This is a genomic window from Pseudomonas sp. ef1 (assembly GCF_007293365.2).
GTDB lineage: Bacteria > Pseudomonadota > Gammaproteobacteria > Pseudomonadales > Pseudomonadaceae > Aquipseudomonas > Aquipseudomonas siliginis.
Genome location: NZ_CM129815.1, coordinates 507,246 through 533,059, shown reverse-complemented (window position 1 = coordinate 533,059; position 25,814 = coordinate 507,246). Strand labels below are relative to the sequence as shown.

Sequence of the window (25,814 nt, the reverse complement as noted above, 5' to 3'; positions counted from 1 at the left end):
CAAGGAGACCACTCCATGAGCCTCAATATCTTCTGGTTCCTGCCGACCCACGGTGACGGCCATTACCTTGGCACCGCCGAAGGCGCCCGCGCGGTTGATCACGGTTATTTGCAGCAAGTCGCGCAAGCGGCGGATCGTCTGGGTTTTGGCGGGGTGCTGATTCCGACCGGGCGTTCCTGCGAAGACTCGTGGCTGGTGGCAGCCTCGCTGATTCCGGTGACCCAGCGCCTGAAGTTTCTGGTCGCTCTGCGCCCCGGGATCATTTCCCCGACGGTCGCGGCGCGCCAGGCAGCCACGCTGGATCGTTTGTCCGGCGGGCGTGCGCTGTTCAATCTGGTCACCGGTGGCGATCCGGAGGAACTGGCTGGCGACGGTCTGTTCCTCAACCATGAGGAACGCTATCAGGCCTCGGTGGAATTCACCCGCATCTGGCGCCGTGTGCTGGAAGGCGAAACTGTCGATTACGACGGCGAGCACATAAGCGTGAAGGGCGCGAAGCTGCTGTATCCGCCGATCCAGCAACCGCGTCCGCCGCTGTATTTCGGTGGCTCTTCGGAAGCGGCGCAAGATCTGGCCGCCGAGCAAGTGGAAATGGTCCTGACCTGGGGCGAGCCGCCGGCCGCGGTGGCCGAGAAGATCGCACAAGTGCGCGCCAAAGCCGCCAAGCTCGGCCGCACCGTGCGCTTCGGCATTCGTCTGCATGTGATCGTCCGTGAAACCAATGCCGAAGCCTGGCAGGCAGCGGACCGGCTGATCTCGCATCTGGACGACGACACCATCCAACGTGCCCAGGCTTCGCTGGCGCGCTTCGATTCGGTCGGCCAGCAACGCATGGCCGCGCTGCACGGCGGCAGCCGCGACAACCTCGAAGTCAGCCCGAACCTCTGGGCTGGTGTCGGTCTGGTACGTGGCGGTGCCGGTACGGCGCTGGTCGGCGATGGCCCGACCGTGGCAGCGCGGGTCAAGGAATATGCGGATCTGGGCATCGACACCTTCATCTTCTCCGGTTATCCACACCTCGAAGAATCGTATCGGGTAGCCGAACTGCTGTTCCCGCATCTTGACGTTGAACGCCCGGAACTGCCGAAGAGCGCCGGTTATGTCAGCCCGTTCGGCGAGATGGTCGCCAACGACATTCTGCCCAAAGCCGCGTCGCAGAGCTGAGGCGCGGCCATGAACAAATTTATCCACAGCCTCGCGCCCTGGGCGTTGCCGGTGTTGCTGCTGGCGGTGTGGCAGTTGTCGGTGTCGGCCGGTTGGTTGTCGACGCGGATTCTGCCGACCCCGGTGGCGGTGATCGAAGCCGGCGTCAGTCTGGTGCGCAGCGGCGAGATCTGGACACACCTGGCGATCAGCGGCTGGCGCGCAGCACTCGGTTTCACCATCGGCGGCAGCATCGGTCTGGTGCTGGGTTTCATCACCGGCCTGTCGAAGTGGGGCGAACGCCTGCTCGACAGCTCGGTGCAGATGATCCGCAACGTGCCGCACCTGGCGCTGATTCCGCTGGTGATCCTGTGGTTCGGCATTGACGAGTCAGCGAAGATTTTCCTCGTGGCGCTGGGCACCTTGTTCCCGATTTACCTCAACACTTACCACGGCATCCGCAACGTCGACCCGGCGCTGGTGGAGATGGCGCGCAGTTATGGTCTGAGCGGTTTCAGCCTGTTCTGGCAGGTGATTCTGCCGGGTGCGTTGCCGTCGATTCTGGTTGGCGTGCGCTTCGCCCTGGGCTTCATGTGGCTGACGCTGATCGTCGCCGAAACCATCTCGGCCAGCTCGGGGATCGGCTATCTGGCAATGAACGCCCGCGAGTTTCTGCAGACCGATGTGGTAGTGCTGGCGATCCTGCTTTACGCGGTACTGGGCAAACTCGCCGACCTCGCCGCCCGTGGTCTTGAACGTGTGTGGCTGCGCTGGCACCCGGCCTATCAGGTTGCCAAGGGAGGTGCGGCATGACCGCTCAACAACCTCCACGCCTGTTGCGCGGGATTCCGTTGGCAGTGCGCAACCTGCAGAAGACCTTCGGCTCACGCCAAGTGTTGCGTGACATCGATCTGCACATTCCGGCGGGGCAGTTTGTCGCCGTGGTCGGGCGCAGCGGTTGTGGCAAGAGCACGTTCTTGCGCCTGCTCGCCGGCCTCGATCAACCGACTGGCGGGGAGTTGCTGGCCGGCTCCGCACCGCTCAGCCAGGCGCGTGACGACACGCGGTTGATGTTCCAGGAAGCGCGGCTGCTGCCGTGGAAAAGGATCATCGACAACGTCGGTCTCGGCCTCAAGGGCAACTGGCGCCAGCAAGCGCTGGATGCACTGGAAGCAGTGGGCCTGGCCGATCGCGCCAATGAATGGCCGGCGGCATTGTCCGGTGGCCAGAAGCAGCGCGTGGCGCTGGCTCGGGCGCTGATCCACCAGCCGCGTCTGCTGCTGCTCGACGAACCGCTCGGCGCACTGGATGCCCTGACCCGCATCGAGATGCAGCAACTGATCGAACGGCTCTGGCAGCAACACGGTTTTACCGTGCTGCTGGTGACCCATGACGTCAGTGAAGCGGTGGCGATCGCCGATCGGGTGATCCTCATCGAGGACGGCGAAGTCGGCCTCGACCTGCACGTCGAACTGCCGCGCCCCAGGGTGCGTGGCTCGCATCGCCTCGCCGCACTGGAAACCGAAGTGCTCAACCGTGTTCTATCCCTGCCCGGCGAACCGCCGGCGCCGGAACCCGTTTCACCCCTGCCTGCGCAATTGCGTTGGGCGCAATGAAGCAGCTGCAAGCTTCAAGCTACAAGCCGCAAGAACAAGCCTGGTGCTTTTACTTGCAGCTTATAGCTTGCCGCTTGCAGCTCATTTCGATACTAGGAGAAATGCCATGACTATCAAAGCCATCAACGTGCGCAACCAGTTCAAAGGCTCGATCAAGGAAATCGTCCTCGGCGACGTGCTGTCGGAAATCGACGTGCAGACAGCTTCGGGCATCGTCACTTCGGTGATCACTACCCGCTCTGTTAAAGAGCTGGAGCTGGTGGTCGGCAGCGAAGTGATCGCCTTTGTGAAATCCACCGAGGTGTCCATCGCCAAGTTGTGAGCCGGTGAGCAAAAAACAACCCCGGAGGGTGTGAGCCCTGCGGGGTTTTTTGTGCCTGTCGCGGATTCGGCGGCGCGGCTTTCGCGAGCAGGCTCGCTCCCACAGGGGAACGCATTTCAAATGTGGGAGCGAGCCTGCTCGCGAAAGGGCCGGTGCATGCGCTAGAGATTTCTTTTGGGTAGATACGGCGGAAGGTACAACCCGATATAGGCATCAAACACGCGCATCCCTTCCTCGGCCATGCGCGGGGTGATCTGCCCGTGCTGCTGCACCGAACGGGCATAAACCCGGTCGCCAAGTTCCATCGCCAGGGCAAACACATCGACATCGTCCGGCAGCCTCGGCAACTCGAAATGCTGGTCGAACAGCTTGTGCATCAGGTCGCCCAGTTCCAGATCGTGCTGGCGGTCGGCCTGGGTCACTTCGGTCAGGCCATGTTGCGCCAGGATCAATTGCCGCGCGGCTGCGTCTTCGTCGTAGATCTCCAGCATGCGCTGTTCGACCAGTCGCGACAGATCTCGCCAGTCACGCAAGGCATCGTGATCGATCGGCGCTTGCAGGCAGGCGCGGAAGGCTGCGTGGACATCGGCGGTCAGCGCTTCGAGCAGCGCCGGGACGCTGGCGAAAAAGTGATACACGGAGGAGGGCGGAATCTGCGCGCGTTCGGCGACGCTGTAGATCGACAGACTGGCCACGCCCTCGGCCGCCAGCAACGTGCGCGCGGCATCGAGGATCGAATCGATCCGCGCCTGACTGCGGGCACGGGGTTTGCGGACGGTGGCGGGACGCGTCATGGAAGTCTCCTGCGGGGCAGCGGGCATTGTACGAGCAGGGTTCGGTGTTGTCTGCCGGTACCCTGTGGCGAGGGGATTTAGCGAAACGTCGCACCGCCCCGTTCGGCTGCGCAGCAGTCGTAAACCCTGAGAGCCGGGTATTCCTGACACACCGAGTGGGATGGATTTGGGGCTGCTTCGCAACCCAACGGGGATAAATCCCCTCGCCACAGGTTTTGTGTTCGGCCATAAAAAATACGCCGGTGGCTGAATCAGCCAACGGCGTTTTTTGAAGCTGCAAACCGTTTAAACGGTATGCAGATACCAGTTGTACTCAAGGTCGGAGATGGAGTGTTCGAACTCCTCCAGCTCGCTTTCCTTGCAGGCGACGAAGATATCGATGTACTTCGGATCGATGTACTTGGCCATCACCTCGCTGTCGTCCAGCTCGCGCAGGGCATCGCGCAAGTTGTTCGGCAGGCTCTGTTCGTTCTGCTCGTAGCTGTTGCCTTCGACAGGCGCGCCCGGTTCGATCTTGTTGACCAGGCCGTGGTGCACGCCGGCCAGTACCGAAGCCATCAGCAGGTACGGGTTGGCGTCGGCGCCGGCCACGCGGTGTTCGATACGTACGGCATCGGCAGAGCCGGTCGGTACGCGAATCGCCACGGTGCGGTTGTCCAGGCCCCAGCACGGCGAGTTCGGTACGTAGAACTGCGCGCCGAAGCGACGGTAGGAGTTGACGTTCGGGCAGAGAAAAGCCATCTGCGCCGGCAGGGTCTCGAGCACACCGCCGATCGCGTGACGCAGCGCGGCGTTCTGCTCGGGATCCTCGCTGGCAAAAATGTTTTTGCCGGCTTTGTCCAGAATCGAAATATGTACGTGCAGACCATTGCCCGCCTGGCCCGGATACGGCTTGGCCATGAAGGTGGTGTCCATTTCATGGTCGTAGGCGATGTTCTTGATCAGACGCTTGAGCAGGACCGCGTAGTCGCAGGCCTTGATCGGGTCGGCGACGTGGTGCAGGTTCACTTCGAACTGCGCCGGGGCACTTTCCTTGACGATCGCATCGGCCGGGATGCCTTGCTCTTTGGCACCTTCCAGAATGTCCTGGAGGCAGTCGACGTATTCGTCGAGGTCGTCGATCAGGTAGACCTGAGTCGAGTGCGGGCGTTTGCCGGAGATCGGCGAGCGTGGCGGCTGTGGACGGCCGTTCACGTTTTCCTGGTCGATCAGGTAGAACTCGAGTTCGAAGGCGGCGCAGATGGTCAGGCCGAGCTCGTCGAACTTGGTCACCACCTGGCGCAGCACCTCACGGGGATCGGCGAAGAACGGATCCCCTTCGAGTTCGTGCATGGTCATCAACAGCTGCGCGGTCGGGCGCTTCTGCCATGGCTCGTTGCACAGGGTATCGGGGATCGGATAGCAGATACGATCGGCGTCGCCGATGTCCAGGCCCAGACCGGTGCTTTCCACCGTGGAGCCGTTGATATCCAGAGCAAATAGAGAGGCCGGCAGGTTGATGCCTTTCTCGTAAACCTTGTGGAGGCTGGTGCGTTCGATGCGCTTGCCGCGCACCACACCATTCATATCCGCAATCAGAAGGTCAACGTACAGAACCTCAGGATGTTCCTTAAGGAACGCGTTCGCTTCGTTAAGCTGAACGGCACGCGGGGGTACCGACATGATGCAACACCTTTGTTGTTAAAAATATCAATCATTGATCTTTTCTGGTTTCAGTCAACCCGAACGGCCTGCCGAAGTCAAGCGAGGCCTTTTTTGCCCTGAAAAAGCGCTTGAAGGGCATTTATGGGGCACTTTGGGGCATTTTTTCCAACCTTGAACGTTGCTCAGCTGCGGGCTTGAGCAGGCCGTGTTGTATTTTTTACGGGGGTGTTGTGTAAAAAAATGAACAAGGCTAAGCTCCGGTCAAACCCATAACAGCAATAATACCGGGGTGCTTCATGTCTCGCCTGCCGTTAATCGGCATCACCGACTGCTCGCAACAGTCCGGTCTGCATGCTCATCACATCAGTGGCGATCAATCCGTCCGTAGCGCAGCCAGCAAGGCGCGCAGCCTGTTGACGAGACTCTCGTCAACATCCGGCAAAACGGCAGCGTCCGATATTCTGGACGTCGGGCACAGCATCCGCTTTATGGCGTCTCCTTCCACTATAGAACTCTTTCCCTCCCAAAGCCCGTGCCGCACTCAGCGTCATGCTTGTGATTCTGCACGTTCGCAAAGTGCACGGGAAATGCAACGCCAGCGTCAAGGGCAGGTAAGCTCCTCTTTCATTGTCTATGCGCGGTGCCAGGCGTAAGCCGGCACTGCGCGAGCAAGCCCCCTTTAACGCGACGCCGCAAGCGTCAAAATTGCCTGACATCGCGTCAGGAGACTCAGCCCAGAGGCATTTATGAGTAACAACCTCGACCAGCTCACCGATTGGTTGAAAGACCGCAAGATCACAGAAGTCGAATGCATGATCGGCGACTTGACCGGTATTACCCGGGGCAAGATTTCGCCGACCAACAAGTTCATCGCCGAGAAAGGCATGCGTCTGCCGGAGAGCGTGCTGCTGCAGACCGTGACCGGCGACTACGTCGAAGACGACATCTATTACGAACTGCTCGACCCGGCCGACATCGACATGATCTGCCGCCCCGACCAGAACGCCGTGTACCTGGTGCCGTGGGCGATCGAGCCGACCGCGCAGGTGATCCACGACACCTACGACAAGCAAGGCAACCCGATCGAGCTGTCGCCGCGCAACGTCCTCAAGAAAGTCTTGAAGCTGTATGCCGACAAGGGCTGGCAGCCAATCGTGGCGCCGGAAATGGAGTTCTACCTGACCAAGCGCAGCGACGACCCCGACTATCCGTTGCAGCCGCCGATCGGCCGATCGGGCCGTCCGGAAATCGGCCGGCAGTCGTTCTCCATTGAAGCGGCCAACGAATTCGACCCGCTGTTCGAAGACGTCTACGACTGGTGCGAATTGCAGGAGCTGGACCTCGATACGCTGATCCACGAAGACGGCACCGCGCAGATGGAAATCAACTTCCGTCACGGTGACGCCCTGTCGCTGGCAGATCAGATTCTGGTGTTCAAGCGCACCATGCGCGAAGCCGCGCTCAAGCACGACGTGGCGGCGACGTTCATGGCCAAGCCGATGACCGGCGAGCCGGGCAGCGCCATGCACCTGCACCAGAGCATCATCGACATTCAGACCGGCAAGAACGTCTTCTCCAACGAAGACGGGACCATGAGCCAGTTGTTCCTGCACCACATCGGTGGTTTGCAGAAGCTGATCCCCGAGCTGTTGCCGCTGTTCGCGCCGAACGTCAACTCGTTCCGCCGCTTCCTCCCGGACACTTCGGCACCGGTAAACGTCGAGTGGGGCGAAGAGAACCGTACCGTCGGCCTGCGCGTACCGGATGCCGGCCCGCAGAACCGCCGCGTGGAAAACCGCCTGCCGGGCGCCGACGCCAACCCGTACCTGGCGATCGCCGCGAGCCTGCTCTGCGGTTACATCGGCATGGTCGAGGGCCTGAACCCGAGCGCGCCAGTGGTCGGCCGTGGTTACGAGCGCCGCAACCTGCGCCTGCCGCTGACCATCGAAGACGCGCTGGAGCGTATGGAAAACAGCGCGACCATCGAGAAATACCTCGGCAAGACCTTCATCACCGGCTACGTCGCGGTCAAGCGCGCCGAGCATGAAAACTTCAAGCGCGTGATCAGTTCCTGGGAGCGTGAGTACCTGCTCTTCGCCGTCTGATGCGCCGGGCGCGGCGGCCAGCCGTCGCGCCTTCACCGATAACAAGGAGAATTGGCATGACCAGCAACAACCCGCAAACCCGCGAGTGGCAAGCGCTGAGCAGCGATCACCACCTGGCCCCGTTCAGCGACTTCAAGCAACTGAAAGAGAAAGGCCCGCGGATCATCACCAACGCCAAGGGCGTTTACCTGTGGGACAGCGAAGGCAACAAGATCCTCGACGGCATGGCTGGCCTCTGGTGCGTGGCGATCGGTTACGGTCGCGATGAACTGGCCGATGCCGCCGCCAAACAGATGCGCGAGCTGCCGTATTACAACCTGTTCTTCCAGACTGCCCACCCGCCGGCGCTGGAACTGGCCAAGGCGATCGCCGAAGTGGCGCCAGAAGGGATGAACCACGTGTTCTTCACCGGCTCCGGCTCTGAAGGCAACGACACCATGTTGCGCATGGTCCGTCACTACTGGGCGATCAAAGGCCAGCCGAACAAGAAAGTCATCATCAGCCGCAAGAACGGTTATCACGGTTCGACCGTGGCCGGCGCGAGCCTCGGCGGCATGACCTATATGCACGAGCAGGGCGACCTGCCGATTCCGGGCATCGTCCACATCGCCCAGCCGTACTGGTTTGCCGAAGGCGGTGACATGTCGCCGGAAGAGTTCGGCATCTGGGCGGCCAATCAGCTCGAAGAAAAGATTCTCGAAGTCGGCGTCGACAACGTCGGTGCCTTTATTGCCGAGCCTATTCAGGGTGCCGGCGGCGTGATCATTCCGCCCGACACTTACTGGCCGCGCATCAAGGAAATCCTCGCCAAGTACGACATCCTCTTCGTCGCCGACGAAGTGATCTGCGGTTTTGGTCGTACCGGTGAGTGGTTCGGTAGCGATTTCTACGACCTCAAACCCGACATGATGACCATCGCCAAGGGCCTGACCTCCGGCTACATCCCGATGGGCGGGTTGATCGTGCGTGACTCGGTGGTGGCCGTGCTCAACGAAGGCGGCGATTTCAACCACGGTTTCACTTACTCCGGGCACCCGGTGGCAGCCGCGGTGGGCCTGGAAAACATCCGCATCCTGCGCGACGAAAAAATTATCGAGAACGCCCACAACGAAACGGCACCGTATTTGCAGAAACGTCTGCGCGAGCTGAACGATCACCCGTTGGTGGGTGAAGTTCGCGGCGTCGGTCTGCTGGGGGCGATCGAGCTGGTGCAGGACAAGGCCACGCGCAAGCGTTACGAAGGCAAGGGCGTGGGCATGATCTGCCGGCAGTTCTGCTTCGACAATGGCCTGATCATGCGCGCGGTGGGCGACACCATGATCATCGCGCCGCCGCTGGTGATCAGCAAAGCCGAGATCGATGAGCTGGTTACAAAAGCACGCAAGTGTCTGGACCTGACCCTCAATGCGCTGCAGGCCTAGGTGCTAGGCTTTGGGCGGGGGAGCTGCGGCGCACTCGCTCAAAGCTGTCAGAAAGGCTGGTCTTTTGTTGAAAGACCGCCTCGGATCTTGCCAGACTAGCCGCGGTTCCAGTTGTCCGGGTTCGGCCGCTGAACAAAGTGGTTCAAAAAAGAAAAATTTGGAGCATGACGCATGAAGGCATTAGGTAAAAAGCTAGCTGGCAAGACTCTGCTCGCGCTGTCCATGGCGGGCATGATGGCGGGTGCGGTGCACGCGGACGACAAGGTGCTGCACGTCTACAACTGGTCCGACTACATCGCGCCGGACACCGTGGCCAACTTCGAAAAAGCCACCGGGATCAAAGTCGTCTACGACGTCTTCGACAGTAACGAAACCCTGGAAGCCAAGCTGCTGGCCGGCAAGTCCGGTTACGACATCGTGGTGCCTTCCAACAACTTCCTCGCCAAGCAGATCAAGGCCGGCGTTTACCAGGAGCTGGACAAGTCCAAGCTGCCAAACTGGAAAAACCTCGACGAAGACCTGCTCAAGGCCGTTGGCGATGCCAGCGACCAGGGCAACAAACACGCCTTCCCGTACATGTGGGGCTCGATCGGCATCGGCTACAACCCGGCCAAGGTCAAGGCCGCGCTGGGCATCGACAAGATCGATTCGTGGGACGTGGTGTTCAAGCCGGAAAACATCGAGAAGCTCAAAAGCTGCGGCGTGAGCTTCCTCGATGCGCCGACCGAAATGATTCCGGCGGCATTGCACTATCTGGGCAAGCCGACCAACAGCAAGGACAAGGCTGATCTGAAAGCTGCCGAAGACCTGTTCCTGAAGATCCGTCCTTCGGTCGCCTACTTCCACTCGTCCAAGTACATCTCGGACCTGGCCAACGGCAACATCTGCGTCGCCGTCGGTTACTCGGGTGACCTGGAGCAATCCAAGACCCGCGCTCAGGAAGCCGGTGACAAGGTCAAGCTGGCCTACACCATTCCGAAAGAAGGCGCCGGTACTTTCTACGACATGGTCGCCATTCCCAAGGATGCCGAAAACGTCGAAGCCGCCTACAAGTTCATGAACTACCTGCTGGAGCCGCAAGTGATGGCCGGCATCACCAACGCCGTGCGTTTCCCGAACGGCAACAAGGCGGCAACGCCTCTGGTGGACAAGGACATCACCAGCGACCCGAGCATTTATCCTTCGGCTGAAGTGAAGAAGCAACTCTATGCGATCAGCGATCTGGACGCCGCCACACTGCGTCTGATCACCCGCAGCTGGACCAAGATCAAATCGGGCAAATAAGCCGGTTTGTCGCCACAACCACTGGCCGTCGTCGTCGCGACGGCGGCCAGCGGATAATTAAATGACAGAAAGTTTTGCTGGATCGGTTTTTCGAGGGTAAGTTGCGCGCCGGTTTTGTTGTCGGGCAGCCATGGCTGTCATGCAGCGCGGGGCAACTTGGGCCCAATCAATTTAGAGGACCTCCACTTGCCTGTATTTTCTTCTTTGCGCAAAGCCCTGCTGGCCGCTGCCGGCCTGACAATCGCTGTCGGAGCCCAGGCCGCCGGTACGGTGCATATTTATAACTGGTCCGATTACATCGGCGAATCGACCCTCGCCGACTTCGAGAAAGAGACCGGGATCAAACCGGTCTACGACGTTTTCGACTCCAACGAAACCCTGGAAGGCAAGCTGCTCGCCGGGCGGACCGGTTATGACGTGGTCGTGCCGTCGAACCACTTCCTTGGCAAGCAGATCAAGGCGGGCGCGTTCCAGAAGCTCGACAAGGCGCAGTTGCCGAATTATTCCAACCTCGACCCGGTGCTGCTCAAGCGCCTGGAACAGAACGACCCCGGCAACCTCTACGCCGTGCCGTATCTTTGGGGCACCAACGGCATCGGCTACAACGTCGACAAAGTCAAAGCCGTGCTCGGTATCGACAAGATCGATTCCTGGGCCGTGCTGTTCGAGCCGGAAAACATCAAGAAGCTGCACAGCTGCGGTGTCGCGTTCCTCGATTCGGCTGACGAAATGATGCCGACCATGCTCAATTACCTGGGCCTGAACGCCAACAGCACCAACACCAAGGACTACGAAAAGGCCACCGCCAAGTTGCTCGCGGTGCGTCCATACGTGACCTATTTCCATTCCTCGAAGTACATCGGCGATCTGGCCAACGGCGACATCTGCGTGGCCATCGGTTTCTCCGGCGACATCTTCCAGGCGAAGAACCGTGCCGAGGAAGCCAAGAAGGGCGTCAACATCGCCTATTCGATTCCGAAAGAGGGCGGCGCGCTGTGGTTCGACATGCTGGCGATCCCCAAGGATTCGTCCAACGTCAAGGAAGCCCACGCCTTCATCAATTATTTGCTGAAACCTGAGGTGATCGCCCAGGTCAGTGATTACGTCGGTTACGCCAACCCCAATCCGGGTTCGGACAAGCTGATGGAGCAATCCATTCGCACCGATGAAGCGGTTTACCCACCGCAAGCAGTCCTCGACAAGACCTACGTGTCGACCGAGTTGCCAGCCAATATTCAGCGTTTGATGACCCGTAGCTGGACCAAGGTCAAGTCGGGCAAATAACGCACAAACTATCCAGGGTTCGTCTTGCGGGGCGAACTGCTGCTTCTGTTGGGAGTTTCGTAAATGGCAGTTGCCTCCGGCGCCTACAAGAAAGCCCTCGAGGGCGACCAGACACCAAAACAGGTGCTGGTCAAAATCGACCGGGTCACGAAGAAGTTCGACGAGACGATTGCCGTGGACGACGTGTCCCTGGAAATCAAGAAGGGCGAAATTTTTGCTCTGCTCGGCGGTTCGGGATCGGGCAAATCCACCTTGCTACGGATGCTGGCAGGCTTCGAACGGCCCACGGAAGGGCGGATTTTCCTCGACGGCGTCGACATCACCGACATGCCGCCGTACGACCGTCCGATCAACATGATGTTCCAGTCCTACGCTTTGTTCCCGCACATGACCGTGGCGCAGAACATTGCCTTCGGCTTGCAGCAGGACAAGATCCCCAAGGCCGAGATCGACGCCCGCGTGGCCGAGATGCTCAAGCTGGTGCAGATGAGCCAGTACGCCAAGCGCAAGCCGCATCAACTGTCCGGCGGCCAGCGTCAACGCGTGGCCCTGGCCCGTTCGCTGGCCAAGCGGCCGAAGCTGTTGCTGCTCGACGAACCGATGGGCGCACTGGACAAAAAGCTGCGTTCGCAGATGCAGCTGGAACTGGTGGAAATCATCGAGCGCGTCGGCGTGACCTGCGTGATGGTGACCCACGACCAGGAAGAGGCCATGACCATGGCCGAGCGCATCGCGATCATGCACCTGGGCTGGATCGCGCAGATTGGTAGCCCGATCGACATCTACGAAACCCCGACCAGCCGTCTGGTCTGCGAATTCATCGGCAACGTCAACATCTTCGAAGGCGAAGTGATCGACGATGCCGAAGGCCACGCGACCATCACCTGCAAGGACCTCGACCGGCAGATCTACGTCGGCCACGGCATCAGTACCTCGGTGCAGGACAAGTCGGTCACCTACGCGATTCGCCCGGAAAAACTGCTGGTCACCGCCGACATGCCGACCTGCGAGTACAACTGGTCGAGCGGCAAGGTCCACGACATCGCTTATCTGGGCGGGCACTCGGTGTTCTACGTCGAATTGCCGAGCGGCAAACTGGTGCAGTCGTTCGTCGCCAACGCCGAACGTCGCGGCGCGCGTCCGACCTGGGGCGATCAGGTCTACGTGTGGTGGGAAGACGATAGCGGCGTGGTACTTCGCTCATGAACATGCGCAAATTCAAACGCCGTATAAACCGAATCATCCCCAATGGCCGGCAGCTGGTCATCGGGGTGCCGTTCATCTGGCTGTTCCTGTTCTTCATGCTGCCGTTCTTCATCGTCTTGAAGATCAGCTTCGCCGAAGCCGACGTGGCGATCCCGCCGTACACCGAGATCTACACCTACGCCGAGCAGAAGCTGCAACTGCTGCTGAACCTGGGCAACTACGCGTTGCTTGGCGACGACGAACTGTACATCGCCGCCTATCTCGGCTCGCTGAAAATGGCCTTTATCAGCACCGTGCTCTGCCTGCTGATCGGTTACCCGATGGCCTACGCCATCGCCAGCGCGCGCAAGGAGCTGCAAACGGTGCTGGTGCTGCTGATCATGATGCCGACCTGGACGGCGATCCTGATCCGCGTGTACGCGTGGATGGGCATCCTCAGCAACAACGGCCTGCTCAACGGCTTCCTGATGAGCATGGGACTGATCGACGAGCCACTGCAGATCCTCAACACCAACCTGGCTGTGTACATCGGGATTGTCTATTCGTACCTGCCGTTCATGATCCTGCCGCTGTACGCCAATCTGGTCAAACACGATCAGAGTCTGCTGGAAGCCGCCTCGGATCTGGGTTCGAGCACCTTCAACAGCTTCTGGAAAATCACCATTCCGCTGTCCAAGAACGGGATCATTGCCGGCTGCATGCTGGTGTTCATTCCGGTGGTCGGCGAGTTCGTGATCCCTGAACTGCTCGGCGGCCCGGAAACCCTGATGATCGGTAAGGTGCTGTGGCAAGAATTCTTCAACAACCGCGACTGGCCGGTGGCGTCCGCCCTGGCGGTGGTGATGCTGGCGATCCTGATTGTGCCGATCATCCTGTTCAACCGCAGTCAGGCCAAGGAAATGGAGGGTAAAGAATGAAGCGCTTCCGTTTCTCCAGCCTGATGCTGGTATTGGGTCTGATCTTCATCTATCTGCCGATGCTGATCCTGGTGATCTACTCGTTCAACGCCTCGAAACTGGTGACGGTGTGGGGCGGCTGGTCGATCAAGTGGTATGTCGGCCTGCTCGACAACTCGCAACTGATGGGCTCGGTGCTGCGCTCGCTGGAAATCGCCTGCTACACCGCGGTTGCTGCGGTGGCGCTGGGTACCCTGGCCGCGTTCGTGCTGACCCGTATCACCCGCTTCAAGGGCCGTACGCTGTTCGGTGGCCTGGTGACTGCACCACTGGTGATGCCGGAAGTGATCACCGGTCTGTCGCTGTTGCTGCTGTTCGTGGCCATGGCGCAGATGATCGGCTGGCCGCAGGAGCGCGGGATCGTCACCATCTGGATTGCGCACACCACGTTCTGCGCGGCGTATGTGGCGGTGGTGGTGTCGGCGCGTTTGCGTGAGCTGGACCTGTCGATCGAAGAAGCGGCGATGGATTTGGGTGCACGGCCGTGGAAGGTGTTCTTCCTGATCACCATCCCGATGATCGCGCCGTCGCTGGCGGCGGGCGGGATGATGTCGTTCGCGCTGTCGCTGGATGACCTGGTGCTGGCGAGCTTCGTCTCCGGCCCGGGTTCGACGACCCTGCCGATGGAAGTGTTCTCGGCCGTGCGCCTGGGTGTGAAACCGGAAATCAACGCCGTGGCCAGCCTGATTCTGCTGGCGGTGTCGTTGGTGACCTTCCTCGTCTGGTTCTTCAGCCGCCGCGCCGAAGAAGCACGCAAGAAAGCCATCCAGCAAGCCATCGAAGAAAGCGCTGCCGATTCGTGGAAACAACCGGACGCACGCCGCGCGCCAGCGCCGCAATCGGCCTAAGCAATATCAGGTTGGTCTCAAACTCGAGGCCAACCCGGTTATAAATGTGGGAGCGAGCCTGCTCGCGAAAGGGCCGGTCGAGACGGCATCAATCTATTGCGCAGCCCGCTCAGGCAACAGCTTCAACGTACTGCGCGTATTCGCCAGCACCTCTTCCTCGCTGAAATGCGCCTGCACATAAATCCCCTCCACATACGCCTCGGCCTGATCGTCATAGTGACTGTCCAGTGGCACGCCACTCTGGCCGACCGGATTGATCGTCAGGCCATGTACCGGATCGGCGAAGTCCACCAGGCGTCGGGTCGACGGTCCATAGGTCACCGGCCATGGCGCCGGGCCGATCTTCGCCGAGAGGTTGTTCGGCACTTCGTGGCTGCCTGGCGCCGCGAACGGGCCGACGTTGAACAGGCGATCCAGCGGCTTCTGCTGCCCCAGCGGATGGCCGTGGGTGAGGGTGTGCGCCGCGCCCCACTGCCAACCGGCCACGTTATCGCCGAGGGTCAGTTTCAGATGCGCCATGCTTGCCGCCCACGCCGTACGCACGACATCGGCGCGGGTTTCTCTGGCCGGCGTGCTGCGATTGTCCCACCACGGTGAGTCCGCCTTGGCCGCCAGGCGTGGCAACGCCGAATCGATTACCCGCGTCGACAGCAGTGTCTCGAAGAAGTCATTGCCCAACTCATCGCGCATCGCCGCGTCGGCAAGGTCGTAGAGGAATTGGTTGAACACCGTCGCGCTGATCGAATTCAGCGGATAGTCGCCGGGCCACTGCGCCAATTGCTCGACGAGTTTCAGCTGCGCCGGATCACTCACCACCTCGCGCAACACCGGCAACAGCGGCGCCAACAGACGCGGGCCGTAACCGGTCGCGGTGCCCAGTTGCAGTTGCTGGTTGGCCTCGTTGCTCCACTTCACCCGGTTGTCGCTGAGCTGACGGTCAAGCTGCTGACCGCGATCGGCAAGGTTGTAATAACCGGGAATCTCCATGCCGGTCGGCGACACGGGCTGGAAGTTGGCCGAGACGATATAGCCGCGCGCCGGGTTTTCTTCCTGCGGGTTGGCGCTGAACGGGTAGTAGCCGTCCTTGTCCGCTTCGGGCGTGCTGCCGTCGAGGATGAAGCCCGGTTGCACCCCGGCCGGACGTTTGGGCAGCAAGGCCGAGGCCCACCAGGCGATATCGCCTTTGGCGTTGGCGTACACCAGATTCAGGCCCGGCGCCTGCACCTTGGCCGCTGCCGCGCGGGCCTTGGCCAAGGTGTCGGCGCGGTTGAGCTGGTAGAAGCCGTCGAGGATCGGGTTAGGTGTTTCGAGGAAGGCCCACCACATCGCGATCGGGGTCTTGCCGGCGGCGCTGCCAAGAGCATCGTTGACGATTGGCCCGTGCGGGGACTGGCGCAAGGTGAGAGTCACCGGCGCCTGACCCTTTACATTGATCTGTTGTTCGCTGACGAGCATCTCGGTCCACTGGCCGCGATACCAGACCTGATTGGGGTTAGCCGGGTTGACCTTCTCGGCGATCAGGTCGAGGTCATCGTTCTGGAACATGGTCAGGCTCCAGCCGAAATCGAGGTTGTGTCCCAGAAACGCGAACGGCACCAGTGCCTGATGATGGCCGTACAACTCGAAACCCGGCGCCGACAGCTGCGCTTCGTACCACACCGACGGCACCGAGAAACGAATATGCGGATCGCCGGCCAGCAACGGCTTGCCACTCTGGCTGCGGCTGCCGGCAATCACCCAGGCGTTGCTGCCCTCGAACTGCGGCAGGCCGTTGTCGAGCAGCGCCTGTTCGCTGAGGCGGGCGAGGGCGGTGAGGTCCTGCCAGTCGCCGGCGGCGAGGGCCGGTGCGTGCCGGGTGTGATCGGTAGCCAGAACGCCTTTGGCCTGCCAGTCGAGATCGAAGACATTGAGGTAATCGGCGCCGAGCTGATCGCGCACGTAGGTCAGCAGCGGCTCGGTGCGAAACGCAGCAGCAAAGCTGTAGGCCATGTAGCCGGCGACGCTGATGCTGTCTTCGGCAGTGAACGGCCGCTTGGGGATGCCCAGCACGTCGAACTCGATCGGCGCGGCGTGGGTGTCCTGATATTGGTTGATGCCATCCAGATAGGCTCGCAGGCCCTTCCACGCCGGCGACTGCTTGTCGAGGCTGGCGACGTAACTGGCCGCACGCTCGCGGATGCGCAGGCTGCGGAACAGCTTGTCGGTGTCGAGCAGTTTCGGCCCGAGCACTTCGGCCAGCTCGCCCCGGGCGAGGCGGCGCATGGCTTCCATCTGGAACAGACGATCCTGCGCGTGCACATAACCGAGGGCGCGATAAAGGTCGGTTTCGTTTTCGGCGCGGATATGCGGCACACCGCGCTCGTCATAGCGCACGGTCACCGAGCCTTGCAGGTTGCGCAGCTCGACCTGGCCCTGGCGCGTCGGCTGCTTGCTGTAGATATACCCGCCGGCGGCGCCGAGCAGGACAACGATGAGCAAGGCAACGACGATCAACGCACGCTTCATGGTGACTCCTTGTGCAGGCGGGAAGGCCGCCCGTCGGGCTGCAAACATTTAGCACAGAGCATCTGTGCGCTGCAGCGCTGTCCTTGAAAAGTCCGGAATGCCTTACTTTGCCTCCACCGACCACGGGCAATAACAACCCACCGCCAGGGTATGCGTGGCATTGACCGGGCGATCCTCGGTCAGGGCATGCAGGATCGGTTCGATAAAGCTGTTGCTGGAGTTGCAGGTCAGGCCTTCGCTGTACGGGCCGAAGTAGGCGAGTTTGCCGCTGCGATCCCAGATCGCCACGGCAGGGCTGGCGGGGATCTGTTCGGCGCCGGGCAGGACGATGATGGTTTTCAGGCTGGCGAGGGTGGCGGGCAACTGGCCGTGGCTGCCGGGCTTTTGCACGGCGAAGAACTCCACGCCACGCGCGCCGAACTGTTCGACCATCTCGCTCAGGTGCTGTTGATTGCCGACATTGCACGGACAGGCCGGGTCCCAGAAGTGCACGAGGCGGATATTTCCCGGCCCGGCGAGGTTGTCCGGCAGGCGCAGCGGGTCGCCGGAAAATACCGCCGTATGTTCGCTGAGCGCGCGCAGATAGCGGCCCTGAAACCAGTCATATGCCGCCCACAGCACCCCGGCGCAGATCAGCGCGAGCAGGCTGGCGAACAGTGCGGTGCGGTAGGGCGAACGCATGGATTTGCTTCCTCAGAGGCGGGCTAGCTTGCCATGTCTGCCTCTACAGATGAATATCGCAGGCCGATAAAGTCCGTTTCCCGCTCTGGAATACCCGCATGCCTGATACTTTCGACCCCGATCATTTACGCGCGAGCCTCAAGCCGTTGGCCGAGTGGCAGCCGTTATCGGATGAGGCGAAGGCTTATCAGCGCTTCTACAAGACCGACTTCGTCGAGCGCGATGTCTGGCGCGGCATGGGTCGTTTCGAAGTCGATGGCTACGAGCTGGTCAGCCATTGCTGGTGGCCGGAGAAGGTCAAGGCGACGCTGTTTCTGCTGCATGGTTACTACGATCACATCGGCCTGTACCGGCATGTGATCGAGTGGGCGCTGGATCAGGATTTCGCCGTGATCGCCTGTGACTTGCCGGGCCATGGTCTGTCGAGCGGGCCACGGGCAAGCATTCGTGATTTTGCTGAATACCAGGACATGTTGCAGGCGCTGTTCGCTGAAGCGAACTCGATCGCGCTGCCGCAGCCTTGGCATTTGTGCGGGCAAAGCACCGGTGGCGCGATTGTCGTCGATCACCTGCTCAACCATGGCGAGAACAGCCCGGCGCAGGGGCAGGTGATTCTGCTGGCGCCGTTGGTGCGACCAAGGGCGTGGGGCTGGTCGCAGCTGAGTTATTACCTGCTGCGGCCGTTTGTACGCGGGGTCGTGCGACGCTTCAGCGAGAACTCCAACGATCCGGATTTTCTGCCGTTTCTGCAGGCCGATCCGTTGCAGCCAAGACGTCTGCCGACGAAATGGGTGGGCGCGCTGTCGCGCTGGATCATCCGCGTCGAGCACGCGAAAAAAAGTCCGCGACGGCCGCTGATCATTCAGGGGCAGGCGGACATGACTGTCGACTGGCAGCACAATCTGCAGGTGTTGAAATGGAAGTTCGACCGGCCGCAGATTCTGCTGTTGGCCGAGGCACGGCATCACCTGGCCAATGAGACGGCGGAGATGCGTGAGGAGTATTTCGAATTCTTGAGCAAGCGGATCAGGGGCCGGAATCTCTGAAGCGTTAAGGCAAGATCAAAAGATCGCAGCCTTCGGCAGCTCCTACAGGGGGACGCGTTTCAATGTAGGAGCTGCCGAAGGCTGCGATCTTTTAAGGTTGGCCGACCGCCAACCCCGCCCGAATCGCCGCCAGCGCCGCCTGGTAATAAGCCTTGCCCTCGGTCGACTCGGCAAACGTCGCAAACTCTTCCAGCTCTTCATCCGACAAATCGCGATAGACATAGAGCAGGGTGTTATTCAGATCGGCGCCGATCTGATCCATCAGGCGCTGGCGCTGACCATTCAACATGCCCTGCGCCTGACCGCCGCCAAGCAATCCGGGAATCATCGAACTCAAACTGTCCGCTGCCACGCCGGCAATCGCCAGGCTGACCTCGGCGCCAGCCTCACGGGCCGGCAGGGCCTGGGCGAGATGGCCGATGATCAGCAAGCGACTGTCGCTGGCCTGCATCTTCGGCAGGCCCTGGGCATTTTTTGCCAGTTGATCGCGACGGGTTGCGAGCAATTCGGCGGCGACGATTTTCTTGCCCAGTGGCGACTGGAAGAAGGTCAGCGCCGGTTTCGGGTCGGCGAGTTTCTGCCGCAGTTGCGCTTCGGCACGCTGATCCATGGCCTGCGCGGCGAAGCGCTGATTGCTGTTGTTGACCAGCGCCTGAAATACCGCAGGCGGCAGGCTGTTCTGATAGCGCTGCTGGGCGGCGCTCAGGGCATCGTTGAAATGCGCGCGTTGTTCTGGCCAGCCGGCGACCTTGTACAACTGATCGTGGCCGTCCGCCCAGGCGGGCAATACGCAGAACATCAACAGTGAAAAAAGCAAACGGCGCATAGGGACTCCTGTCAGCAGCGGACTATTGTCCGTGCGGTGCCGGTACTTGTCGAGAATTCGTAGCAAGGCGCTGCGTGGCTCTGTCGGATTTGTTGCCGTCGGCATACTATGCGCGCCATGCCGATATCCTCTGAACACCCGCTGCTGTTACGCATTGTCGACGACCTGGCCGAACACGGCTGGTCGCAGCAGAACATCTTCCTGCCCGCCGATCTGACCCGGGCGCTGGCGGCCGAGTGCCGTAAACGTGAAGCCGAGGGTGAGCTGGCGCCGGCGGCGGTCGGACGCGGGCCGTTTTCGGAGATTCGCGAGGGTATTCGCGGCGATCACATCCAGTGGATCGACCCGGGTCAGGCCGACGCCACTGACCGCTACCTGAGCCTGATGGACAGTCTGCGCGAGGCGCTCAATCGCGGCTTGTTTCTGGGACTTGAGGATTTCGAATGCCATTTCGCCCTGTACCCGCCCGGCGCGTTTTACCTCAAGCACCTCGACCGTTTTCGCGATGATGACCGGCGCATGGTGTCGGCGGTGATCTACCTCAACGACGCCTGGCTGCCGGAGGACGGCGGACAGTTGCGCATGTACCTGGGCGATGAGCGCGTGCACGACGTGCAGCCGACCGGCGGCTGCCTGGTGGTGTTTCTCTCCGGCGAAGTGCCCCACGAAGTGTTGCCGGCCCATCGCGAGCGCCTGTCGCTGACTGGCTGGTTCCGTCGCCGTGGCAACGAGCCGTTCTGAACATGGAAAAGATCCTGGTCAGTCGCTGCCTGCTGGGTCACCGCGTGCGTTATGACGGTGGCGCGAGCGGGCCGTTTGATCTGCTTGAGCAGTGGATCGAAGAAGGGCGGGTAGTGCCGTTGTGTCCGGAGGTGGCCGGTGGATTGCCGACGCCAAGGGCGGCGGCGGAGATTCCCGGCGGGCAGGGCGGTGAGGTGCTGGATGGCACTGCTGCTGTGATCACTACCGATGGCGAGGATGTCAGTGCGCAGTTTCTCGAAGGCGCGCGGCAAGCGCTGGAACTGGTGCAAAAGCACGGCATTCGGGTGGCGGTGCTCAAGGCCAACAGCCCCTCTTGCGGGAATCTGTTGACGTATGACGGCACGTTCAGTGGGGTCAAAGTCAGTGGCGAAGGGGTGACGGCGGCGTTGCTCAAGCGTCATGGGGTTCGGGTTTTCAGTGAGCTTGAACTGCCGCAAGCCGCGCAGGCCCTGGCCCGACTCGATTAAAAGCTTCATCGCAAATCCAACTGTAGGAGCTGACGAGTGAAACGAGGCTGCGATCTTTTGATCTTCAACATCAAAAGATCGCAGCCTGCGGCAGCTCCTACGGTTCGGTGAACCACTTCTTCGACAGCGCCGCCAGGCGTCCGTCGTCTTTGATCCGCTGCATCGCGCTCTTGAGGCTGGCCTGAAATGCCGGATTGCCCTTCTGAAACGGGATCGCCAACTCGACCGGCGCTGCCGCTTTCGGCTTCGCTTCGGTCAACGCCTGCACCAGCACCAGCGGTCGCGGCGTCTCGTCCTTCTTCGCCAGCAACTGCCCGTCGACCTCGCCGTACGGCTCGCTGAAGTCGAAACGATCCTTGAGTTCGGGTGTCAGTGCTATGTGGTTGAGCGCGACGTCGTACTTGCCGCTTTCAACGCCCTGGAGCAGGTCGCCCTCGTCGGTGACGATGAAGTCGGCGCGTACATCCAGCTCGTTGGCGATCAGTTGCCCAAGCTCGACCTCGAACCCCGTGAGGGTGTCGCCTTCCTTGTAATTGAAGGGCGGTGTATTAGCCTCAAGGGCTATGCGCAGCTCGCCACGGTCGTTGACGTCATCAATCAGTTCGGCGTGAGCCAGCGGGCTCAGAAGGGGTAGCAGGCAGATCAGGCCAGGCAGCAAGCGCATGGTCACTCCTTTGAAATCATTATCGCGACGCTCTGATTCAGGCTCGCTTTGCTATGGTTGTCGAGTGCCTTCGACAACGAATGGTCATGAAGTTGTCATGACCGTGCGGATTTTACGGAAAAACTGGAGAAGAAAATGAAAAGCTTTATGTCTCGTGCAGCGTTGGCCGGTGTGCTGATGGGTGTTTCGGTGCTGGCCAGTGCGGCGACACCGGCGCCGAAGGATGCTGAAGTGTTCATCGTTTCTCCCGAGGACGGCGCCACCGTCTCGCAGGAATTCAAGGTCAAGTTCGGCGTCAAGAACATCGCGCTGGCCCCGGCGGGTGACACCACCAGGAACACCGGCCACCATCACCTGCTGATCGACGTCGACGACCTGCCGGCCGAAGGCGCGCCGATTCCGACTGACGCCCACCACATGCATTTCGGCAAGGCGCAGACCGAAGCCACGATCAAACTGGCCCCCGGCAAGCACACCTTGCAACTGATCCTCGGCGACAGCGGCCACATGCCGTTCGACCCATCGATCGTTTCGGAAAAAATCACGGTCAACGTGAAATAAAAAAAGGGAGCCCTGCGGGGCTCCCTTTTTTATTCAGCTTCAAGTGGCTGGCTGCAAGCGGCAAGTAAAGGCAAAGCGCTTTCTCTTGCCGCTTGTAACTTGCGGCTTGTAGCTGCTTTTAGAAAAGCACCCGACTACGGATAGTACCGTTGACGTGTTGCAGCTTCTCTTGCGCCAGCTCCGAGTATTCGGCGTCGACGTCGATCACCACGTAACCGACCTTCTCGTTGGTCTGCAGGAACTGACCGGAGATGTTGATGCCGTTTTCGGCGAAGACCTTGTTGATCTCGCTCATCACACCCGGGATGTTCTCGTGGATGTGCAGCAGGCGGTGCTTGCCAGGGTGAGCCGGCAGGGCCACTTCCGGGAAGTTCACCGACGACACCGAGGTACCGTTGTCGCTGTACTTGACCAGTTTCTCTGCCACTTCCAGACCGATGTTGGCTTGCGCTTCGGCGGTCGAGCCGCCGATGTGCGGGGTCAGGATCACGTTGTCGAGGCCACGCAGCGGGCTTTCGAACTCTTCGTCGTTGGAGCGGGGCTCCACCGGGAACACGTCGATGGCCGCGCCGATCAGGTGCTTGTCCTTGATCGCGTCCGCCAGGGCGTCGAGCTCGACCACGGTGCCACGTGCAGCGTTGATCAGGATGCCGCCCTTCTTGATGGCGCGGATTTCCTTCTCGCCGATCATCCACTGAGTGGCGGCGGTTTCCGGTACGTGCAGGGTGACGATGTCGGACATGCCCAGCAGCTCGTGCAGGTTGTTGACCTGTGTGGCGTTGCCCAGCGGCAGCTTGGTCACGGTGTCATAGAAGAAAACTTGCATACCCAGGCCTTCAGCCAGCACCGACAACTGCGTGCCGATCGAGCCGTAGCCGACGATGCCCAGTTTCTTGCCACGGATCTCGAACGAGTTGGCAGCGGACTTGATCCAGCCGCCACGGTGGCAGGAGGCATTTTTCTCAGGGATGCCGCGCAGCAGCAGGATCGCTTCGGCCAGTACCAGTTCCGCTACGGAACGGGTGTTGGAGTACGGTGCGTTGAACACGGCGATACCGCGCTCGCGGGCCGCACTGAGGTCAACCTGGTTGGTGCCGATGCAGAAACAGCCGACCGCGACCAGTTTCTTCGCGTGATCGAAGATCTCTTCGGTCAGTTGCGTGCGCGAGCGAATGCCGATGAAGTGAGCGTCAGCGATCTTTTCCTTGAGCTGGGCTTCCGGCAAGGAACCAGTCAGGTATTCGATGCTGGTGTAGCCCGCCGCCTTGAGGACGTCGACAGCCGATTGGTGGACGCCTTCGAGAAGAAGGAACTTGATCTTGCTCTTATCGAGAGAAGTCTTGCTCATCTGCGTAAACCTGTATCCCGGAGAAAAATGGCAGGGAGGGAGCAGCCTGGAGCTGACCCGCACGGCAACAAAGCCGTCACCGCGGATCTGGCCTTGGGCACTGTCCTGCGGGGTCGGTATGCTAGCATAGCCACCCCGCTAAACACTCATTCCTGCGACGTGAAGCGTTCTCAGGATGACCATGAATTGTTCGAGAGTTCTGTCGATGACCAATCCTGCGCTGATTGATGAACTGAAGACCCTGGTTGAGCCTGGCAAAGTCCTCACCGACGCCGACTCCCTGAACACCTACGGCAAGGATTGGACCAAGCACTTCGCCCCGGCACCGAGCGCCATCGTGTTTCCCAAGACCATCGAGCAAGTGCAGGCCGTGGTGCGCTGGGCCAACACCCACAAGGTCGCGCTGGTGCCGTCCGGCGGGCGCACCGGGTTGTCCGCCGCTGCGGTGGCGGCCAATGGTGAAGTGGTGGTTTCGTTCGATTACATGAACCAGATTCTCGACGTCAACCTCACCGACCGCACTGCCGTGTGCCAGCCGGGCGTGGTCACTGAGCATCTGCAGAACGTCGCCGAAGAAAACGGCCTGTACTATCCGGTCGACTTCGCCTCGGCGGGTTCCAGCCAGATTGGCGGCAATATCGGCACCAATGCCGGCGGGATCAAAGTGATTCGCTACGGCATGACCCGCAACTGGGTGGCCGGCATGAAAGTCGTCACCGGCAAGGGCGACGTGCTGGAGCTGAACAAGGACCTGATCAAGAACGCCACCGGTTACGACCTGCGTCAGCTGTTCATTGGCGCCGAAGGCACCCTCGGTTTCGTCGTCGAAGCGACCATGCGCCTTGATCGCGCGCCGAAAAACCTCACGGCGATGGTCCTCGGCACCGCCGATTTCGATTCGATCATGCCGGTGCTGCACGCCTTCCAGGGCAAGCTCGACCTGACTGCGTTCGAATTCTTCTCCGACAAGGCGCTGGCCAAGGTCATGGGCCGTGGTGACGTGCCGGCGCCGTTCGAGACCGAGTGCCCGTTCTACGCCCTGCTGGAATTCGAAGCGACCACCGAAGAAGTGGCCAACAGCGCGCTGGAAACCTTCGAACACTGCGTTGAACAGGGCTGGGTGCTCGACGGCGTGATGAGCCAGAGCGAAACCCAGTTGCACAACTTGTGGAAGCTGCGCGAGTACATCTCCGAAACCATTTCCCACTGGACGCCGTACAAGAACGACATCTCGGTTACCGTCTCGAAAGTGCCGGCGTTCCTGCGCGAAATCGACGCGATCGTTGGCGAGCACTACCCGGATTTCGAAATCGTCTGGTTCGGCCACATCGGCGACGGCAATCTGCACCTGAACATCCTCAAGCCGGAAAATCTGAGCAAGGACGAGTTCTTTGCCAAGTGCGCCACCGTCAACAAGTGGGTGTTCGAAACCGTCGAGAAATACAACGGCTCGATCTCGGCCGAGCACGGCGTCGGTATGACCAAGCGCGATTACCTGACCTACAGCCGCTCGCCGGCCGAGATCGAGTACATGAAAGCGGTCAAGGCAGTGTTCGACCCGAACGGCATCATGAACCCGGGCAAGATTTTCCCGGTTTGATCGGTAATCTCTGTTGAATCAATAAAGGCAGGAGTCGGTAAATGAGCTATCAGCACCAGTACGTCGACGGCACGCGCATTCACTTCCCGATCGGGAAAGTCGTATGCATTGGCCGCAATTATGCCGAACACGCCAAGGAACTGGACAATCCGGTGCCGACCGAGCCGCTGCTGTTCATCAAGCCGGGCAGTTGCGTGGTGCCGCTGGAAGGCGGGTTCAGCATTCCGACCGAGCGCGGTTCGGTGCACTACGAAGCGGAAATCGCTGTGTTGATCGGCAAGCCGCTGTCGACCAAACCGAGCCGTGAAGAAGTGCTGGATGCGATCTCCGGTTTCGCCCCGGCGCTGGACCTGACCCTGCGCGACAAGCAGGCCGAGCTGAAAGCCAAGGGCCTGCCGTGGGAAATCGCCAAGTCGTTCGACGGCGCGGCGGTGATCGCGCCGTTCGTGGTCGGCAGCACCTTCGCTGACCTGACCGACATCGGCATCCGCCTGACCATCAACGGCGAAGTGCGCCAGGACGGCAACAGCAGCGCGATGCTCAACCCGATCGTGCCGATGATCCAGCACATGGCTGGCTGCTTCTCGCTGCAGGCCGGTGACGTGATCCTTACGGGTACGCCAGTGGGCGTCGGCCCGCTGAATGTCGGCGATGAAATCGTCCTCGAACTGCCGGGGGCGAGCAGCTTCAGCAGCAGCGTGCGCTAACCGCGGAACCCCTTGCAGGGGGTG

General features: G+C 60.9%; 24 protein-coding genes. 17 read left to right on the top strand and 7 right to left on the bottom strand.

The features are described 5' to 3' along the window. Positions 1-15 precede the first annotated feature (15 nt). The 4 genes from ssuD (at position 16) to FEE99_RS02555 (ending at position 3,081) form a co-directional block, all read left to right on the top strand. Positions 16-1,164, top strand: a complete 1,149-nt coding sequence (ssuD, locus tag FEE99_RS02570) for an FMNH2-dependent alkanesulfonate monooxygenase (protein ID WP_016772653.1) — start codon at positions 16-18, stop codon at positions 1,162-1,164. A 9-nt stretch (positions 1,165-1,173) separates the two neighbouring features. Continuing rightward, positions 1,174-1,956 carry an aliphatic sulfonate ABC transporter permease SsuC gene (gene ssuC / locus FEE99_RS02565; protein ID WP_041476875.1) on the top strand — a complete coding sequence of 261 codons (783 nt, stop codon included), beginning with the start codon at positions 1,174-1,176 and terminating at the stop codon, positions 1,954-1,956. After that, positions 1,953-2,759 carry an aliphatic sulfonates ABC transporter ATP-binding protein gene (ssuB, locus tag FEE99_RS02560; protein WP_041476874.1) on the top strand — a complete coding sequence of 269 codons (807 nt, stop codon included), beginning with the start codon at positions 1,953-1,955 and terminating at the stop codon, positions 2,757-2,759. The genes ssuC and ssuB overlap by 4 nt, the downstream gene beginning before the upstream one ends. A gap of 106 nt (positions 2,760-2,865) precedes the next feature. Next, a complete protein-coding gene (locus tag FEE99_RS02555; RefSeq protein WP_003229256.1) occupies positions 2,866-3,081 on the top strand; it encodes a TOBE domain-containing protein in 216 nt (71 codons plus the stop codon). A 161-nt stretch (positions 3,082-3,242) separates the two neighbouring features. On the opposite strand, the gene FEE99_RS02550 is transcribed toward FEE99_RS02555, so the two are convergent. Continuing rightward, positions 3,243-3,875, bottom strand: coding sequence for a TetR/AcrR family transcriptional regulator (locus tag FEE99_RS02550; RefSeq protein WP_041476873.1), 633 nt, complete (start codon positions 3,873-3,875; stop codon positions 3,243-3,245). A gap of 285 nt (positions 3,876-4,160) precedes the next feature. Beyond that, positions 4,161-5,537, bottom strand: coding sequence for a glutamine synthetase family protein (locus FEE99_RS02545; RefSeq protein ID WP_016772657.1), 1,377 nt, complete (start codon positions 5,535-5,537; stop codon positions 4,161-4,163). 728 nt (positions 5,538-6,265) lie between these two features. Between FEE99_RS02545 and FEE99_RS02540 the strand changes: the two genes are divergently transcribed. From FEE99_RS02540 to FEE99_RS02510, 7 genes are all read left to right on the top strand, one after another. Beyond that, positions 6,266-7,624, top strand: coding sequence for a glutamine synthetase family protein (locus FEE99_RS02540; protein ID WP_016772658.1), 1,359 nt, complete (start codon positions 6,266-6,268; stop codon positions 7,622-7,624). Between the two features lie 56 nt (positions 7,625-7,680). Further along, positions 7,681-9,045: an aspartate aminotransferase family protein gene (locus FEE99_RS02535; protein WP_041476872.1), complete on the top strand. Its 1,365-nt coding sequence runs from the start codon at positions 7,681-7,683 to the stop codon at positions 9,043-9,045. A gap of 171 nt (positions 9,046-9,216) precedes the next feature. Beyond that, on the top strand, positions 9,217-10,329 hold the full coding sequence (locus FEE99_RS02530; protein WP_039757472.1) for a polyamine ABC transporter substrate-binding protein: 1,113 nt from the start codon (positions 9,217-9,219) through the stop codon (positions 10,327-10,329). Positions 10,330-10,515: 186 nt separating this feature from the next. Continuing rightward, the gene (locus FEE99_RS02525) at positions 10,516-11,613 is read left to right on the top strand and encodes a polyamine ABC transporter substrate-binding protein (protein WP_038860901.1); all 1,098 of its coding nucleotides are present in this window, start codon (positions 10,516-10,518) and stop codon (positions 11,611-11,613) included. Positions 11,614-11,676: 63 nt separating this feature from the next. Next, entirely contained in the window at positions 11,677-12,819 is a 1,143-nt protein-coding gene (locus FEE99_RS02520; protein ID WP_016772662.1) for an ABC transporter ATP-binding protein, read from the top strand. Between the two features lie 35 nt (positions 12,820-12,854). Then, positions 12,855-13,736: an ABC transporter permease subunit gene (locus FEE99_RS02515; RefSeq protein ID WP_177327003.1), complete on the top strand. Its 882-nt coding sequence runs from the start codon at positions 12,855-12,857 to the stop codon at positions 13,734-13,736. Continuing rightward, positions 13,733-14,623, top strand: coding sequence for an ABC transporter permease subunit (locus FEE99_RS02510; RefSeq protein WP_041476870.1), 891 nt, complete (start codon positions 13,733-13,735; stop codon positions 14,621-14,623). The genes FEE99_RS02515 and FEE99_RS02510 overlap by 4 nt, the downstream gene beginning before the upstream one ends. A gap of 93 nt (positions 14,624-14,716) precedes the next feature. Here FEE99_RS02510 and FEE99_RS02505 read toward each other — a convergent pair whose 3' ends face one another. Both FEE99_RS02505 and FEE99_RS02500 read right to left on the bottom strand, forming a co-directional pair. Beyond that, positions 14,717-17,128 (bottom strand): penicillin acylase family protein, encoded by a 2,412-nt coding sequence (locus tag FEE99_RS02505; protein ID WP_041476869.1) that lies wholly within the window; start codon positions 17,126-17,128, stop codon positions 14,717-14,719. Positions 17,129-17,230: 102 nt separating this feature from the next. Next, the gene (locus FEE99_RS02500; RefSeq protein WP_041476868.1) at positions 17,231-17,809 is read right to left on the bottom strand and encodes a DUF6436 domain-containing protein; all 579 of its coding nucleotides are present in this window, start codon (positions 17,807-17,809) and stop codon (positions 17,231-17,233) included. A gap of 98 nt (positions 17,810-17,907) precedes the next feature. Between FEE99_RS02500 and FEE99_RS02495 the strand changes: the two genes are divergently transcribed. Then, positions 17,908-18,855 carry an alpha/beta hydrolase gene (locus tag FEE99_RS02495; protein ID WP_041476867.1) on the top strand — a complete coding sequence of 316 codons (948 nt, stop codon included), beginning with the start codon at positions 17,908-17,910 and terminating at the stop codon, positions 18,853-18,855. Between the two features lie 91 nt (positions 18,856-18,946). On the opposite strand, the gene FEE99_RS02490 is transcribed toward FEE99_RS02495, so the two are convergent. Continuing rightward, positions 18,947-19,681, bottom strand: a complete 735-nt coding sequence (locus FEE99_RS02490; RefSeq protein WP_041476866.1) for a DUF2059 domain-containing protein — start codon at positions 19,679-19,681, stop codon at positions 18,947-18,949. Between the two features lie 108 nt (positions 19,682-19,789). On the opposite strand from FEE99_RS02490, the gene FEE99_RS02485 reads away from it, so the two are divergent. Both FEE99_RS02485 and FEE99_RS02480 read left to right on the top strand, forming a co-directional pair. Beyond that, positions 19,790-20,422: a 2OG-Fe(II) oxygenase gene (locus FEE99_RS02485; protein ID WP_041476865.1), complete on the top strand. Its 633-nt coding sequence runs from the start codon at positions 19,790-19,792 to the stop codon at positions 20,420-20,422. A gap of 2 nt (positions 20,423-20,424) precedes the next feature. After that, the gene (locus FEE99_RS02480) at positions 20,425-20,910 is read left to right on the top strand and encodes a DUF523 domain-containing protein (RefSeq protein ID WP_041476864.1); all 486 of its coding nucleotides are present in this window, start codon (positions 20,425-20,427) and stop codon (positions 20,908-20,910) included. Positions 20,911-21,007: 97 nt separating this feature from the next. On the opposite strand, the gene FEE99_RS02475 is transcribed toward FEE99_RS02480, so the two are convergent. Then, positions 21,008-21,574 (bottom strand): transporter substrate-binding domain-containing protein, encoded by a 567-nt coding sequence (locus FEE99_RS02475; RefSeq protein WP_041476863.1) that lies wholly within the window; start codon positions 21,572-21,574, stop codon positions 21,008-21,010. Between the two features lie 135 nt (positions 21,575-21,709). Between FEE99_RS02475 and FEE99_RS02470 the strand changes: the two genes are divergently transcribed. Then, entirely contained in the window at positions 21,710-22,135 is a 426-nt protein-coding gene (locus tag FEE99_RS02470; protein ID WP_041476862.1) for a DUF4399 domain-containing protein, read from the top strand. A 118-nt stretch (positions 22,136-22,253) separates the two neighbouring features. On the opposite strand, the gene serA is transcribed toward FEE99_RS02470, so the two are convergent. Beyond that, the gene (gene serA, locus FEE99_RS02465; RefSeq protein ID WP_024014707.1) at positions 22,254-23,483 is read right to left on the bottom strand and encodes a phosphoglycerate dehydrogenase; all 1,230 of its coding nucleotides are present in this window, start codon (positions 23,481-23,483) and stop codon (positions 22,254-22,256) included. Between the two features lie 205 nt (positions 23,484-23,688). On the opposite strand from serA, the gene FEE99_RS02460 reads away from it, so the two are divergent. Together FEE99_RS02460 and FEE99_RS02455 are read left to right on the top strand one after the other, a co-directional pair. After that, positions 23,689-25,083, top strand: a complete 1,395-nt coding sequence (locus tag FEE99_RS02460) for an FAD-binding oxidoreductase (protein ID WP_041476861.1) — start codon at positions 23,689-23,691, stop codon at positions 25,081-25,083. Positions 25,084-25,124: 41 nt separating this feature from the next. Further along, a complete protein-coding gene (locus FEE99_RS02455) occupies positions 25,125-25,790 on the top strand; it encodes a fumarylacetoacetate hydrolase family protein (RefSeq protein ID WP_024014705.1) in 666 nt (221 codons plus the stop codon). The last annotated feature ends 24 nt before the right edge of the window (positions 25,791-25,814 follow it).

What these genes read in the sequence shown, in the direction of transcription:
- ssuD (WP_016772653.1), top strand. Translation starts at nt 16, where the DNA reads ATGAGCCTCAATATCTTCTGGTTCCTGCCGACCCACGGTGACGGCCAT.
- ssuC (WP_041476875.1), top strand. Translation starts at nt 1,174, where the DNA reads ATGAACAAATTTATCCACAGCCTCGCGCCCTGGGCGTTGCCGGTGTTG.
- ssuB (WP_041476874.1), top strand. Translation starts at nt 1,953, where the DNA reads ATGACCGCTCAACAACCTCCACGCCTGTTGCGCGGGATTCCGTTGGCA.
- FEE99_RS02555 (WP_003229256.1), top strand. Translation starts at nt 2,866, where the DNA reads ATGACTATCAAAGCCATCAACGTGCGCAACCAGTTCAAAGGCTCGATC.
- FEE99_RS02550 (WP_041476873.1), bottom strand. Translation starts at nt 3,875, where the DNA reads ATGACGCGTCCCGCCACCGTCCGCAAACCCCGTGCCCGCAGTCAGGCG.
- FEE99_RS02545 (WP_016772657.1), bottom strand. Translation starts at nt 5,537, where the DNA reads ATGTCGGTACCCCCGCGTGCCGTTCAGCTTAACGAAGCGAACGCGTTC.
- FEE99_RS02540 (WP_016772658.1), top strand. Translation starts at nt 6,266, where the DNA reads ATGAGTAACAACCTCGACCAGCTCACCGATTGGTTGAAAGACCGCAAG.
- FEE99_RS02535 (WP_041476872.1), top strand. Translation starts at nt 7,681, where the DNA reads ATGACCAGCAACAACCCGCAAACCCGCGAGTGGCAAGCGCTGAGCAGC.
- FEE99_RS02530 (WP_039757472.1), top strand. Translation starts at nt 9,217, where the DNA reads ATGAAGGCATTAGGTAAAAAGCTAGCTGGCAAGACTCTGCTCGCGCTG.
- FEE99_RS02520 (WP_016772662.1), top strand. Translation starts at nt 11,677, where the DNA reads ATGGCAGTTGCCTCCGGCGCCTACAAGAAAGCCCTCGAGGGCGACCAG.
- FEE99_RS02510 (WP_041476870.1), top strand. Translation starts at nt 13,733, where the DNA reads ATGAAGCGCTTCCGTTTCTCCAGCCTGATGCTGGTATTGGGTCTGATC.
- FEE99_RS02505 (WP_041476869.1), bottom strand. Translation starts at nt 17,128, where the DNA reads ATGAAGCGTGCGTTGATCGTCGTTGCCTTGCTCATCGTTGTCCTGCTC.
- FEE99_RS02500 (WP_041476868.1), bottom strand. Translation starts at nt 17,809, where the DNA reads ATGCGTTCGCCCTACCGCACCGCACTGTTCGCCAGCCTGCTCGCGCTG.
- FEE99_RS02495 (WP_041476867.1), top strand. Translation starts at nt 17,908, where the DNA reads ATGCCTGATACTTTCGACCCCGATCATTTACGCGCGAGCCTCAAGCCG.
- FEE99_RS02490 (WP_041476866.1), bottom strand. Translation starts at nt 19,681, where the DNA reads ATGCGCCGTTTGCTTTTTTCACTGTTGATGTTCTGCGTATTGCCCGCC.
- FEE99_RS02485 (WP_041476865.1), top strand. Translation starts at nt 19,790, where the DNA reads ATGCGCGCCATGCCGATATCCTCTGAACACCCGCTGCTGTTACGCATT.
- FEE99_RS02480 (WP_041476864.1), top strand. Translation starts at nt 20,425, where the DNA reads ATGGAAAAGATCCTGGTCAGTCGCTGCCTGCTGGGTCACCGCGTGCGT.
- FEE99_RS02475 (WP_041476863.1), bottom strand. Translation starts at nt 21,574, where the DNA reads ATGCGCTTGCTGCCTGGCCTGATCTGCCTGCTACCCCTTCTGAGCCCG.
- FEE99_RS02470 (WP_041476862.1), top strand. Translation starts at nt 21,710, where the DNA reads ATGAAAAGCTTTATGTCTCGTGCAGCGTTGGCCGGTGTGCTGATGGGT.
- serA (WP_024014707.1), bottom strand. Translation starts at nt 23,483, where the DNA reads ATGAGCAAGACTTCTCTCGATAAGAGCAAGATCAAGTTCCTTCTTCTC.
- FEE99_RS02460 (WP_041476861.1), top strand. Translation starts at nt 23,689, where the DNA reads ATGACCAATCCTGCGCTGATTGATGAACTGAAGACCCTGGTTGAGCCT.
- FEE99_RS02455 (WP_024014705.1), top strand. Translation starts at nt 25,125, where the DNA reads ATGAGCTATCAGCACCAGTACGTCGACGGCACGCGCATTCACTTCCCG.